The 11,831-nt window shown below is 66.6% G+C and carries 14 protein-coding genes; 5 read left to right on the top strand and 9 right to left on the bottom strand.

Translation table 11 applies throughout. The features are described 5' to 3' along the window. Nucleotides 1-38: 38 nt before the first annotated feature. A complete protein-coding gene (locus AC0QC4_RS13345; protein ID WP_483660407.1) occupies nucleotides 39-545 on the bottom strand; it encodes a DUF1465 family protein in 507 nt (168 codons plus the stop codon). 127 nt (nucleotides 546-672) lie between these two features. Continuing rightward, nucleotides 673-870: a YdcH family protein gene (locus AC0QC4_RS13340; protein ID WP_483660406.1), complete on the bottom strand. Its 198-nt coding sequence runs from the start codon at nucleotides 868-870 to the stop codon at nucleotides 673-675. 188 nt (nucleotides 871-1,058) lie between these two features. Between AC0QC4_RS13340 and AC0QC4_RS13335 the strand changes: the two genes are divergently transcribed. Continuing rightward, nucleotides 1,059-1,235, top strand: a complete 177-nt coding sequence (locus AC0QC4_RS13335) for a DUF465 domain-containing protein (protein WP_483660405.1) — start codon at nucleotides 1,059-1,061, stop codon at nucleotides 1,233-1,235. A 134-nt stretch (nucleotides 1,236-1,369) separates the two neighbouring features. On the opposite strand, the gene AC0QC4_RS13330 is transcribed toward AC0QC4_RS13335, so the two are convergent. The 3 genes from AC0QC4_RS13330 to AC0QC4_RS13320 all read right to left on the bottom strand — a co-directional run bounded on the left by AC0QC4_RS13330 (nucleotide 1,370) and on the right by AC0QC4_RS13320 (nucleotide 4,134). Continuing rightward, nucleotides 1,370-1,765 (bottom strand): PilZ domain-containing protein, encoded by a 396-nt coding sequence (locus tag AC0QC4_RS13330; RefSeq protein ID WP_483660404.1) that lies wholly within the window; start codon nucleotides 1,763-1,765, stop codon nucleotides 1,370-1,372. Nucleotides 1,766-1,912: 147 nt separating this feature from the next. Then, complete coding sequence (dksA, locus tag AC0QC4_RS13325; RefSeq protein WP_483660403.1) at nucleotides 1,913-2,395, bottom strand: RNA polymerase-binding protein DksA; 483 nt, start codon at nucleotides 2,393-2,395, stop codon at nucleotides 1,913-1,915. Nucleotides 2,396-3,111: 716 nt separating this feature from the next. Then, nucleotides 3,112-4,134: a hypothetical protein gene (locus AC0QC4_RS13320; protein ID WP_483660402.1), complete on the bottom strand. Its 1,023-nt coding sequence runs from the start codon at nucleotides 4,132-4,134 to the stop codon at nucleotides 3,112-3,114. A gap of 189 nt (nucleotides 4,135-4,323) precedes the next feature. On the opposite strand from AC0QC4_RS13320, the gene serS reads away from it, so the two are divergent. From serS to AC0QC4_RS13300, 4 genes are all read left to right on the top strand, one after another. Next, complete coding sequence (serS, locus tag AC0QC4_RS13315; protein ID WP_483660401.1) at nucleotides 4,324-5,598, top strand: serine--tRNA ligase; 1,275 nt, start codon at nucleotides 4,324-4,326, stop codon at nucleotides 5,596-5,598. A 101-nt stretch (nucleotides 5,599-5,699) separates the two neighbouring features. Beyond that, nucleotides 5,700-6,476, top strand: coding sequence for a 5'/3'-nucleotidase SurE (gene surE / locus AC0QC4_RS13310; RefSeq protein ID WP_483660400.1), 777 nt, complete (start codon nucleotides 5,700-5,702; stop codon nucleotides 6,474-6,476). 126 nt (nucleotides 6,477-6,602) lie between these two features. Next, complete coding sequence (locus tag AC0QC4_RS13305; RefSeq protein ID WP_483660399.1) at nucleotides 6,603-7,664, top strand: peptidoglycan DD-metalloendopeptidase family protein; 1,062 nt, start codon at nucleotides 6,603-6,605, stop codon at nucleotides 7,662-7,664. 163 nt (nucleotides 7,665-7,827) lie between these two features. Continuing rightward, entirely contained in the window at nucleotides 7,828-8,595 is a 768-nt protein-coding gene (locus tag AC0QC4_RS13300) for a DUF1134 domain-containing protein (protein WP_483660463.1), read from the top strand. 216 nt (nucleotides 8,596-8,811) lie between these two features. Here the strand turns inward: AC0QC4_RS13300 and AC0QC4_RS13295 are convergent, their stop codons facing one another. The 4 genes from AC0QC4_RS13295 to AC0QC4_RS13280 form a co-directional block, all read right to left on the bottom strand. Beyond that, a complete protein-coding gene (locus tag AC0QC4_RS13295; RefSeq protein ID WP_483660398.1) occupies nucleotides 8,812-9,120 on the bottom strand; it encodes a hypothetical protein in 309 nt (102 codons plus the stop codon). A gap of 82 nt (nucleotides 9,121-9,202) precedes the next feature. Then, the gene (locus tag AC0QC4_RS13290) at nucleotides 9,203-9,550 is read right to left on the bottom strand and encodes a hypothetical protein (RefSeq protein ID WP_483660397.1); all 348 of its coding nucleotides are present in this window, start codon (nucleotides 9,548-9,550) and stop codon (nucleotides 9,203-9,205) included. Nucleotides 9,551-9,666: 116 nt separating this feature from the next. After that, nucleotides 9,667-10,503: a cytochrome c1 gene (locus tag AC0QC4_RS13285; protein WP_483660396.1), complete on the bottom strand. Its 837-nt coding sequence runs from the start codon at nucleotides 10,501-10,503 to the stop codon at nucleotides 9,667-9,669. A 21-nt stretch (nucleotides 10,504-10,524) separates the two neighbouring features. Beyond that, the gene (locus AC0QC4_RS13280) at nucleotides 10,525-11,829 is read right to left on the bottom strand and encodes a cytochrome b (RefSeq protein ID WP_483660395.1); all 1,305 of its coding nucleotides are present in this window, start codon (nucleotides 11,827-11,829) and stop codon (nucleotides 10,525-10,527) included. Nucleotides 11,830-11,831: the final 2 nt, after the last annotated feature.

Genomic DNA, 11,831 nt, shown 5'->3' with positions numbered 1-11,831 from the left:
ACCGGGCGATAAACAAGCAGCAGTCGCGAAACAATCGCTCAGACGGCGGCGCGCAGCCGTTCGATCATCGCATGGACCGGCACCTGACCGCCGGCCGGCTGCTCGACCTGCACGGCTTCCAGCGCCGCGACCCGCTCGTAAAGTGCTAGGCTGGCCTGCACCAGATGGCGCACCGCGACCGGCAGTTGATCCAGATTAGCAAGGTCGCATTCGGGCGACGGGCCCAGACGACCGGCCGGATCGGCGGCGCTGCCGCTAATCTCCCCGCAGGCGATGGCGCGCTGGTGCAGCAGCCAGGCAATGACATGCATCAGCCGCGTGGTCAGCCGCAGCGATTCGCAGGACAGCGCGATGCGCAGCGTCGGATCGTGCCGTGCTGCCCAGTCGGTCAGCGGATCGTCATCCTGCGCGCCCGCCCCCTCTCCGGCACGATGACGGTCGAACCAGCCGCGCGCCTCGTCCGCAAGCAGCAACGCTTCGGTATAGATCGAATCGATGAGGTCTGGCGCCAAGCCGATCCGGCGCTGTTCGGTCTGGTCCTGCATCCGTGTTCCACCTGCCTGCCGGTGGACCCGCCCTCGTCACCCAGCGCGCGGACGGCATAGACCCCGCTCCTCCACCCGGCCACATGCAAGCAGGGTTAATCTGTCCCAAATCGATTCAGGAAAGCAATTATGCGATAATGTCCGGAATGAGCCGGTCCTCGATCCAGGCGATCTCGTCGCGCAGCCGCAGCTTGCGCTTCTTCAGCCGGGCGATGGCCAGCATGTCGGGCACCGGAAGCTGGGTCAAAGCGGCAATCGCACTGTCGAGATCGCGATGCTCGATCTTCAGGAATTCCAGCCTGCGCGTCATTTCGTCCCGGGTCATCGCCGCGATGCTATCGCATTGCCCGGCCAGCGCAAGCGCATCGCGGCGCTTCATCCTGGCTCGGCAGGAACAGCGTTCGGCGTGATAACCGCAACTTTTAGAAGACTTCGCACTTTTCCTGTGTTGCACTTGTCAACCGGGTCGCTGCCGAGTCGCAATGACCCGCCTTGCGAAAAGGAGATCGCGTCATGAGTGAGACCGCTGCTTCCGCCCGTTCCTCGCATGTTTCGGCACTGTATGCCCGCCACGCGGCGCTCGATGCCAAGCTGGAACGCGAATCGCAGCGCCCCTTGCCCGATCTTGCCGAAATTGCCGCGCTCAAGAAGGCCAAGCTCAAGATCAAGGACGAACTCAACGCAAGCTAGCGCCGCGCGCGGTGGCGGTGCCAGCCTGACTGAATTGAGAGCATAGCCTGCCCGCTTGTCGATGGAGCGTCCATCGATACGGCGCACTTCAACAGGCGCACCGGCGCGGCCGGCTCGCGACAGTCCGGACGATGTCAGATACGCACGATCGGCGAGCGCCGGCCTCTCGGCACGGTGCCGATCGGGGCGGCATGCTGCGCGACCCGCGGCTTGGGTGCCTTGACCGGCTGGCGCACGGCCTGCGGGTCGATCGCGACTTCGAAGGCGATGCCGAATCGGGCGGGCTGGCTCCACACCACGCGCCCGGGGACCTCGCCCACCTTGCGCAGCGCCACGCGCACTTCTTCCCCGACCGGCAGTTCCTGGGGGGTATCGGCGAGCAGACCGCCTGCAGAGACGTTGCGGACGACGATGTCGAAGCGGTGATCGGTACGCGGACAGTAGAGGCTGGCCTTGAGGAACATGCTGTCGCGCCTGTTGCCACGCAGCGCCACTGCATCCACATCGCGATCGATGCTCGGCCAATCCATCTTCATTGCCGCTACCGTCCTGTCCTGTCGCAAGCCCGTGGTGCCCCAGCCGCGAACATGCGGCGGGACGCCTGACTCGGCGGACGATAGCGGTGGGTATTTAGGAGAAGGTTAAACGCCGGGCGCGGGAGGCCAAAGCGCGGATGTTCAGTCGTCGCGCGACACCCGCTCGTTGCGCTCGTGCCGTTCCTGCGCCTCCAGGGTCATGGTGGCGATTGGACGGGCGATCAGCCGGCCCAGCGAGATCGGCTCGCCGGTGACTTCGCAAAAACCATATTCGCCCTCATCCAGACGGCGCAGCGCGGCATCGATCTTGGAAATGAGCTTGCGCTGACGATCGCGGGTGCGCAGTTCGATGGCCCAGTCGGTCTCGCTCGACGCGCGATCGGTCAGGTCGGGCTCACGGATCGGCCCGTCCTGCAGGCTCGCCAGCGTCGTTTCCGATTCGGCGACGATGCTGCGCTTCCATTCGACCAGCAGGCGGCGAAAGAAGGCCTGCTGCCGGGGGTTCATGAACTCTTCGTCTTCGCTCGGAAGATACCCGTCCGGCCCCTGCGCCGAAACCGGTGACGGACCGTCGATGGCGGCCCTGCGTGGCGTGGCGGCTTCGGTGCTAACAGTCGACGGCATGCGCGATTCGCTCCCGGAGTGCGGTACCGCTCAGTCCTTCGCTCAACAGCCGTCGCGGGCAGTCAGACAGAAGGCCGGTCGGTTGAGGCGCGCCTATAGCAGAGCGGAACCGGCCCGCAAGCAGTTGAAAGCGGTCTTTCGAAAAAGCGGCACGGCGCCGATTACGTTCTGATTCGGGACAGAAACCGGCAAATGCGGCAAATCGCTGCCGCAAAAGCCTTTTGGTAAGCCAAGGCATGGTTAAAGCCATTGCATCCATGTCGCGATTGGCGACATGTGACGCTGACCGGAGCAGTTTGCATCCGGCAGGCTTTGTTCGTCGGTCGGCTGTCGCCGCATCGCCGTGCAGATACACCGGGCGGATCGGGCGGGTCCGCGTGAAGACAGGAAGAATGTATGTCGGTACGGATGGCCTTGGCGAAACTCTGCGCCTGCACCTGCGGCGGCGCGCTGATCGGCGGCGGTGCCGTGCAGGTCTCGCAAGCTCCCTCGCGGTCGCATGAAGTGCAACAGGTGCGCAGCGTACCCAAGATGCGCAGCCGCGTCGTGCACCGTCAGCGTGCGCATCGCGTCACCCGCGCCCGCGCCGTGCAGCGCGTCCGGCGCGTGGTCACCCGCCGCACCATCATCCCCGGCCAGCCGACCATTATCACCCAGCAGCAGCCGTTCGCCCGTCCGGTCCAGGGCGGGTTCGAAGGCGGCGGCGGCGGTGGCGGCTACCCGATCGTGATCGGCGGCAGCGGCGGCTTTGGCGGCGGTTTCGGCGGCGGCTTCTTCGGCGGCTTCTTCGGCGGCAGCAGCGGCGGCGGATCGAGCGGCAGCATCGTCATTTCGTCGACATCCACCGGCGGCAGCACCTCCACCTCGAGCGGTGGTTCGGGCGGCAGCTCGACCTCGACCGGTGGCGTGTCCTCGACCTCCGGCGGCAGCTCGACCTCGACCGGCGGCTTCTCGTCGACCGGCGGCAGCAGCTCCACCTCGACGGGGGGCGTGTCCTCCACGTCGGGCGGCGTGTCCTCGACATCCTCGTCGACCTCGGGCGGCGTCAGCACCTCGACCGGCGGCGTTTCCAGCTCGACCGGTGGAGTCTCGACGTCGACCGGCGGAGTCTCGACATCGACCGGCGGCGTCTCGACCTCTTCGGGCGTCAGCACCTCGACCGGCGGCGTGAGCAGCTCTACGGGCGGCGTTTCCACCTCCTCGGGCGTGTCGACGTCGACCGGCGGCGTCTCGACCTCGTCGGGTGTATCGACCTCCAGCGGCGGCGTTTCGACCTCGTCCGGTGTCAGCACCTCGTCCGGCGTCAGCACCTCCTCGGGGGTCAGCACCTCCTCCGGTGTCAGCACCTCCTCCGGTGTCAGCACCTCGTCGGGCGTTTCTTCCTCCTCGTCGAGCAGTTCCTCGTCGTCGAGCTCGTCCAGCTCGTCCTCGTCCAGTTCCTCGTCGGGCGGGTCGTCGAGCTTCGGCGGATCGTCGAGCTTCGGCGGATCGAGCAGCAGCTCGTCGTCGAGCAGCAGCAGCTCCTCGTCGTCGTCGGGCGGCAGCTCGACGAGCAGTGGCACCAGCAGCGGCACGACCTCGTCGTCCTCGTCGAGCAGCTCCTCCTCGTCGAGCAGCAGTTCGTCGTCGGGCGGCAGCAGCAGCTCTGGCGGCCCGCCGACCGACGTGCCGGCGCCGCCGATGGTGTTGCTGTTCGGTGCAGCCGCCGCAGCGCTGGTTGCACGCAGAAGGCTTGCCAAGCGTAACGATAATCAGGCAGAAGAGAATAATCGCGCCGCTTGACCGGCTGCGATCCGGCCCTAGCGGCCTGGCACGGGGGCGACCATCGGGGGGTGGTCGCCCCCATTTCATTTGGGGGAGCGGCCCTCACCCGTCATTGCGACGCCTTCCCGGTTGCCTTTCCGGCCCCTGCCCGATAGCGCGCGGGCATGCACGATATCCGCCTGATCCGCGAAAACCCTGCCGCCTTCGACGCCGGCCTTGCCCGCCGCGGGCTGGCGCCGATGGCTGACGCCATCCTTGCCGACGACAGCCGTTACCGCGCGCTGACCACCGAGGCGCAGGCCGCCCAGGCGCGGCGCAACGAGGCATCGAAGGCAATTGGCGCGGCCAAGGCACAGAAGGATGAGGCCACCGCGACGGCGCTGATGGCCGAAGTCGCCGAGCTCAAGACCCGGCTGCCCGCGCTGGAGGCCGATGCCGCAGCCCTGGGCGACGCGCTGCGCGATACCCTCTCCGCCATCCCCAACCTGCCCGCCGACGATGTGCCCGATGGCGAGGACGAATCGGGCAATGTCGAGCTGAAGCGCTGGGGCACCCCGCGCAGCTTCGACTTCACCCCGCGCGAACATGCCGATTTCGCCCCGGCGCTCGGCCTCGATTTTGAGACGGCTGCGAAGATGTCCGGTGCGCGCTTTACCTTCCTGCGCGGGCAGATGGCGCGGCTTGAGCGGGCGCTGGGTGCCTTCATGCTCGACATGCAGACGCAGCAACAGGACTATACCGAATGCGTCACCCCGCTGCTGGTGCGTGACGATGCAGCGTTCGGCACCACCCAGTTGCCCAAGTTCCGCGAGGACCTGTTCCAGACCACCGACGGGCGCTGGCTGATCTCGACCGCGGAAATGAGCCTGACCAACTCCGTGCGCGAGCAGATCCTCGCCGAAGCCGACCTGCCCATCCGCCTGACCGCGCTGACCCCTTGCTTCCGGTCCGAAGCCGGCGCCGCCGGGCGCGACACGCGCGGCTACATCCGCCAGCACCAGTTCAACAAGGTCGAGCTGGTCAGTATCGCCACGCCCGACCAGTCGGACGCCGAGCATGAGCGGATGACGCTGGCTGCCGAAGCGGTGCTGGAGGCTCTGGAGTTGCCCTATCGCCGGATGCTGCTGTGCGCCGGCGACATGGGCTTCGCCGCGCGCAAGACCTTCGACCTGGAGGTATGGCTGCCGGGCCAGGGCGCCTATCGCGAGATCAGCTCCTGCTCCAACTGCGGCGACTTCCAGGCGCGGCGGATGGATGCGCGCTACCGGGCGGCGGGCGAGAAGGGCACCACCTTCGTCCACACGCTCAACGGCTCCGGCCTCGCGGTCGGGCGCACGCTGGTGGCGGTATTGGAAAATTACCAGCAGGCCGACGGCAGCGTCACCGTGCCGACCGCGTTGCTGCCCTATATGGGCGGAATCGAGCGGCTGACCCCCTGATTTAACGCCGCAGCCCTGAGCTTGTCGAAGGGCGTCTATCCTCTTGGCAAAGCGCCCTTCGACAAGCTCAGGGCTTACGGACCGATACAAAGGCGAGCATCATGCGCATCCTCCTCACCAACGACGACGGCTACCACGCCCCCGGCCTCGCCGTGCTCGAAAGCATTGCAGCGCAGCTCTCCGACGATGTCTGGGTGTGCGCGCCAGCGGAGGAGCAGTCGGGCGCGGGCCATTCGCTTACCCTCTCCCGCCCGGTGCGCGTGCGCGAGCATGGTCCGCGCCGCTTCTCGGTCAGCGGCACGCCGACCGATTCGGTGATGATGGCGATGGGCGTAATCATGGATGGCCCGCCCGACCTGATCCTGTCAGGGGTCAACCGCGGGGCAAATCTGGGCGACGATGTCACCTATTCGGGCACCGTCTCGGCGGCGATGGAGGGTGCGCTGGCCGGCATTCGCTCGGTCGCACTCAGCCAGCTCTACAGCCGCGAGGGCATGGGCGATGCCGTGCCCTTTGCCGCAGCCGAAGCGTGGGGCGCGCGGGTGCTGGCGCCGCTCCTCGACATGGAATTTGCCGAACGCACGCTCATCAACATCAACTTCCCGGCACTGGCTGCCGAAGAGGTGAAGGGTGTGCGCGTGGTGCGGCAGGGGTTCCACGATTATGGGCGCGGCAGCATCGTCAAGGGCACCGATCCGCGCGGCTACCCCTATTACTGGTTCGGCCTGCACGGCATCGAACATACGCCGGGCAACGACACCGATCTGGAGGCGACCGGCGATGGCTATATCAGCGTCACGCCGCTGCAGGTCGACCTGACCCACTATCATTCGCTGGGCCGGCTGGCAGACCGCTACGCCAGGCTCAGCGCCGGCTAGGGTCAGGGCCCCTAGGCCGGTCATTTCGCTGTCACGCCGCACTGGCGCGACGCGCCGACTTGCGGCATTAACCATGCCATGGGACGACAGGCGGGGAAAAGGTCTACAGACTCAGCGCTTTGCGGGATGGCGCTGGCCGTCGCGCTGGCGCTGTCCGCCTGCGCCGCGCCGCGTGCTGCCGATACCGACCTGTTCGGCCGGCCACTGAACCCGCCGCCCGCAGCCACCCCGGCACCCGCGCCCGCGCCCGCGCGCACCGTCAGTGACGGCAATCCGGACGATCTGCTCGCCGGTATCGAGCTGCGCCCGCTGCCCACGCCCGCGCAGACCAGCGCCGCTACCGCCATCGTCCCCAATGCGCAGGAAGTGGCGGCGCGCACCTATACCGTGCGTGCCGGAGACACGCTGCGCGGCATCGGCAACCGCACCGGCGCGGGGTCGGAGGCGATAGCCATCGCCAATGCGCTGGTGCCGCCCTATGTGATCCGCCCCGGCCAGCAGCTCGTCATTCCCGGCGGCCGCTACCATGAGGTGCAGGCAGGCGAGACCGGCATCGCCATCGCGCGTGCCTATCGCACCGACTGGTCGGCGATCGTGGCCGAGAACCGGCTCGAGCCGCCCTATGCGCTGCGCCTCGGCCAGCGGCTGCGTCTGCCGGCAGGCGCCGCCCCGTCGCGCCCGCCGACGCCCGAGGAGCGCGCCCGCGCCTTCACGCTCGACATCGACGACATCGTCACCGGCAGCGCGCCGGCTGCTGCGACCGCGGCCGCCATCACCCCCCGCCCCGCGCCCCCGCCAGCCGCCGGGCGCACCCGCTTCGTCTGGCCGGTCGAGGGCCGGCTGCTCGCACGCTTCGGCCCGGCGGGCAGCGGCCGGATCAATGACGGGATAAAAATCGCCGCCGCGCGCGGCACGCCGGTGCTCGCAGCCGGCGATGGCACCATCGCCTATGCCGGAACCGAAGTGCCACTGCTGGGCGGGCTCATCCTCGTCGATCATGGCGATGGCTGGATGAGCGCCTATGGCCATCTGGACCGCGTCGCGGTGCGGATGGGCGATCGCGTCCGCCGTGGCGCGGTGATCGCCACCGTCGGCGACAGCGGACAGGTGCAGGAGCCGCAACTGCACTTCGAGCTTCGCCAGAATCAGCGCCCGGTCAATCCGCTGAGCCAGCTGCCGCCACGCTGACCGCCCCGAGGCGCGGTTGTACGGGCGCGTGCGACTCGCCTCACCGCGAATCGGACTCGCCTCGTCGCGCGATTCATTGTGCAGACAGGTGGATGATTCATGCTGCGCTCGGCGGAGCTTTCCTTCGCCCTGGGTCCGAGCGGGAGCGGTGGCAATGAGCGGGATGATCAGGACATGGCTATGGGCGGCGCTCGCCGTGCTGGCCGTAAACGCACCTCTGGCAGCGCAGGCACAGGTCACCAGCGTCGATCCCAACACGGTGATCGATGCCGATCTCGACGCCCCCGCTCCACCGCCGCCGCCCGCGGCCGACACCGGCGGCGGCTGGACCACCGAAGGGCTTGCCACCGACGAGCAGGCAGGCGCCGTTGCCGAAGCATCGCCCGCCGGCACACTGCCCGATGCCGCTGCGGCGACCAACCCGGACATTCGCGTCGACGCCGCGCCGCGCACCTACCAGCGCGATGACATCATTGGTGCGGCCGAAGGCGTTTTCGGCCGAGGTGCAGAGGGTCTTGCCCGCATCATCGAGGATATCCTGCGCGATCAGGGTGAGCCCAATGGCTATATCGTCGGGCGCGAGCTCGGCGGTTCGTTCATCTTCGGCCTGCGCTACGGCTCGGGCACGCTGCACCACCGCATCGAAGGCGAGATGCCCGCCTATTGGACCGGCCCCTCGGCAGGCTTCGATTTCGGGGCCAACACCGCCAGCACCTTCGTTCTCGTCTACAATCTGCACGATACCGAAGACCTGTTCCGCCGCTATCCTGCGGGCGAAGGCGCGGCCTATCTGGTCGGCGGCTTCAACGCGAGCTACATGCGCCGCGGCGATGTCGTGCTGATTCCGATCCGCCTCGGCGTTGGCGCGCGTGTCGGCGTCAATGTCGGCTACATGAAATTCTCCAAGCGCCAGCGCTGGCTGCCCTTCTGAACCGGTCCGTCGCCCCGGACATGATCCGGGGCCGCTCTCGGTGACGTCCGCAGTCTACGGTCTGTTCAGACTTGATTGACCCGTAGTGCCGAGCCTGTCGAAGCACGCCTTGCCGACAGGCGCCCTTCGACAAGCTCCGGGCTACAGATCAGTTTGGACGGGACACCCACTGAAGCCACGCTGAGTCCTGTCCTGGGCGACAATGGCGGATACGGCTCAGCGACCCGCTTCGGCGATCGCGTAGCTGATACCGACACGCCCTACGGCGCTGCGTTGTTCGATTATCCGCGCCCCGCGCGCATAGCGCACCGCCAGTCGATCGGGCGATTGCCAGCGCATCTCCGCCCATGGTCCGCACCACGCGCTCGACGCCACCTCGCCTCCGCCAATGTCGGCAATGAAGGCAGCGCCATGCCCCGGCAGCGTCTCTCCTGCGGCCAGTACCGCAATCTGCGTTGAAAAGCCGGTGGTCGCGCCACAATCGCGCTGAAACAGGACAGCGCGATGCCGACTATCGGGCGACATCGAGGAAGCAATCTCGTCGTTGCTGCACGCCGGATCGCATCCGGCGAGTCCGGCCGCCACGAAGCACAGCAACAGGACGCGATCAGGGATAGGAACGAACAACCTCGATTACCCCGACGATTGCAGCATTGAATGCGTCCATATCCTCTGCGGGGATCCAATATTCCTGATGCGCGCGGCCTCCTGCGTCCTGGACGGGGTGGTTGGCGAGATAATCGCTGCGAACCTCGAAGCGGGTCACGAAGCCTGCGCCGCTGGCAGGCACGTTCCAGTCCCGGGCGATCTTGATGGCATAGTCTTCGGTCGTCACCGGATAAAAAATGGGTTGTTCGGGCAACCTTGGTGGAAACGCGCGCATGCCGCTTTCCTCGATCAAGCGCAGTTCGGCGGGACCAACCGGTCGCCACAAGACAATAGTTTCACGCATCACCGCCCGGATTTAACCCATCCATCACCGCGCGTCGAGCGACGGTTGCCAGGCAAAACAAAAGGGCGGGAACCGGCCTCCCGGTTCCCGCCCCTTTCAGCATCGTCAGAAAGGCTGCGTCAGCCCTTCTTCTTGTCCGCCCAGATCGTCTTGTACGACATGAAGGCGAGGATGGTGAACACCAGCAGGAAGCCGAGCACTGCCCATCCGGTCGTCAAGCGGTTCTCGAGCTTCGGTTCGCCGGCCCAGACGAGGAAGGCGGTCACGTCGCGCGCCATCTGGTCGACGGTCGACTTGGTGCCATCGTCATAGGTCACCTGGCCTTCGCTGATCAGCGGCGGCGCCATGGCGATGTTGAGGCTGTGGAAATAGGGGTTGTAGTTCAGCGTGCCGCTCGGGCGCAGCGCCTGCGGCAGGTCGGCCGGGGGCTGCTGATAGCCGGTCAGCAGCGAATAGACATAATCCTCATGCCCCTCACGCGCCTTGACGATCAGCGACAGGTCCGGCGGCACGGCGCCATTGTTCGCGGCCTTGGCTGCGATTTCGTTGGCGAAGGGCGAGGGGAAGCGGTCGGTCGGCTGGCCGGGGCGCGTTTCGGGCTCACCCGTGTCGGCATTGACCGACGGCACCTGGAACGCGGCCGCGACGGTCTTCACCTGATTGGGGTTGTAGCCCAGCGCTTCCAGATCGCGGAACGCGACCAGCGACAGGCCGTGGCAGGCCGCGCAGACTTCCTGATAGACTTTCAGGCCGCGCTGTAGCTGCGCCCGGTCGAAATGGCCAAACGGGCCGCTCGACGGCAGATTGGCCGGGCGGGCATGCTTGTGCCAGTAGGCGGTCGTGTTGACCGGGTCTTCCTGCGGGGTGGTGGCCATCCCGTACAGCGTGGTGCCGAGCGCCAGCAGCAGCGCGGCGACGAATCCCAGGCCGACGAGTATTCCGATCGGGCGAACCATGGTCTTATCCTTTTCCCTCGATCAGGCGGTGGCGGCCGCCGGCGCCGCGGCGCTGGTGGAGACTGTTGCGCCGCTGGCCTTGTTCAGCACCGCCTCGGTGATCGAGTTGGGCATCGGCAGGGGCTTTTCGAACGCGCTGAGCAGCGGCACGATGATCAGGAAGTGGGCGAAATAATACATCGCCGCAAACTGGCCGAGCGGCACCCACAGGCCTTCCGCCGGCTTCGCACCGACGACGCCCAGCACCAGTACGTCGACCACCAGCACCCAGAAGAACTTGCGGTATAGCGGGCGATAGTTGGACGAGCGGATCGGCGACTTGTCGAGCCACGGCAGGAAGAACAGCAGCGCGATCGATCCGAACATGGCGATGACGCCCCACAGCTTCGCATCGATCCACAGGAAGTTGAAGGTGAAGGCCTTCAGGATCGCGTAGAAGGGCAGGAAATACCATTCGGGCACGATGTGCGCCGGCGTCGACAGCGGGTTGGCCGGAATGTAATTGTCCGGGTGCCCCAGCATGTTCGGCGCAAAGAAGGTGATGGCGCAGAAGGCGATCAGGAACACGCCCAGCCCGAAACCGTCCTTAGACGTGTAATAGGGATGGAAAGGCACCGTATCCTGCTCCGACTTCACGTCGAGGCCGGTCGGGTTGTTCGAACCCGGAATGTGCAGCGCCCAAATGTGCAGGATGATGACGCCCGCGATAACGAACGGCAGCAGATAGTGCAGCGAGAAGAAGCGGTTGAGCGCGGCATTGTCCGGCACGAAACCGCCCAGCAGCCACTCGCGCAGCGGCTCGCCGACCAGCGGGATGGCCGAGAAGAAGCCGGTGATCACCTGTGCGCCCCAGAAGCTCATCTGGCCCCACGGCAGCACATAGCCCATGAAGGCGGTTGCCATCATGAGGAGGAAGATGACCACGCCGAGCAGCCAGATCATCTCGCGCGGCGCCTTGTAGGAACCGTAATAGAGGCCGCGGAAGATGTGGATGTAGACGACGATGAAGAAGAAGCTGGCGCCGTTCATGTGCAGATAGCGGATCATCCAGCCGGCGTTCACGTCGCGCATGATGTGCTCGACGCTGTTGAACGCGATCGCCGAATTGGCCGCATAATGCATCGCCAGCACGATGCCGGTGACGATCTGGATGACCAGCGCAAACCCGGCGAGCACGCCGAAATTCCAGAAATAGTTGAGGTTGCGCGGCACCGGATATCCGGCACCGACGGCGTTGTAGACGAGCCGCGGCATCGGCAGGCGCTCGTCCAGCCACACCATCAGCGGGTTCTGCGGCTTATATTCCTGGGCCCAGGGGAAGCTCATGC

Source organism: Sphingomonas sp. jy18 (assembly GCF_056931895.1).
This window is presented reverse-complemented; position numbering and strand designations above follow the sequence as displayed.

Coding starts and splice junctions, on each gene's coding strand:
- surE (WP_483660400.1), top strand. CDS start 5,700: ATGCGCATCCTCCTCACCAACGACGACGGCTACCACGCCCCCGGCCTC.
- dksA (WP_483660403.1), bottom strand. CDS start 2,395: ATGCCGTCGACTGTTAGCACCGAAGCCGCCACGCCACGCAGGGCCGCC.
- AC0QC4_RS13335 (WP_483660405.1), top strand. CDS start 1,059: ATGAGTGAGACCGCTGCTTCCGCCCGTTCCTCGCATGTTTCGGCACTG.
- AC0QC4_RS13295 (WP_483660398.1), bottom strand. CDS start 9,120: ATGTCGCCCGATAGTCGGCATCGCGCTGTCCTGTTTCAGCGCGATTGT.
- AC0QC4_RS13300 (WP_483660463.1), top strand. CDS start 7,828: ATGATCAGGACATGGCTATGGGCGGCGCTCGCCGTGCTGGCCGTAAAC.
- serS (WP_483660401.1), top strand. CDS start 4,324: ATGCACGATATCCGCCTGATCCGCGAAAACCCTGCCGCCTTCGACGCC.
- AC0QC4_RS13285 (WP_483660396.1), bottom strand. CDS start 10,503: ATGGTTCGCCCGATCGGAATACTCGTCGGCCTGGGATTCGTCGCCGCG.
- AC0QC4_RS13280 (WP_483660395.1), bottom strand. CDS start 11,829: ATGAGCTTCCCCTGGGCCCAGGAATATAAGCCGCAGAACCCGCTGATG.
- AC0QC4_RS13345 (WP_483660407.1), bottom strand. CDS start 545: ATGCAGGACCAGACCGAACAGCGCCGGATCGGCTTGGCGCCAGACCTC.
- AC0QC4_RS13340 (WP_483660406.1), bottom strand. CDS start 870: ATGACCCGGGACGAAATGACGCGCAGGCTGGAATTCCTGAAGATCGAG.
- AC0QC4_RS13330 (WP_483660404.1), bottom strand. CDS start 1,765: ATGGATTGGCCGAGCATCGATCGCGATGTGGATGCAGTGGCGCTGCGT.
- AC0QC4_RS13305 (WP_483660399.1), top strand. CDS start 6,603: ATGGCGCTGGCCGTCGCGCTGGCGCTGTCCGCCTGCGCCGCGCCGCGT.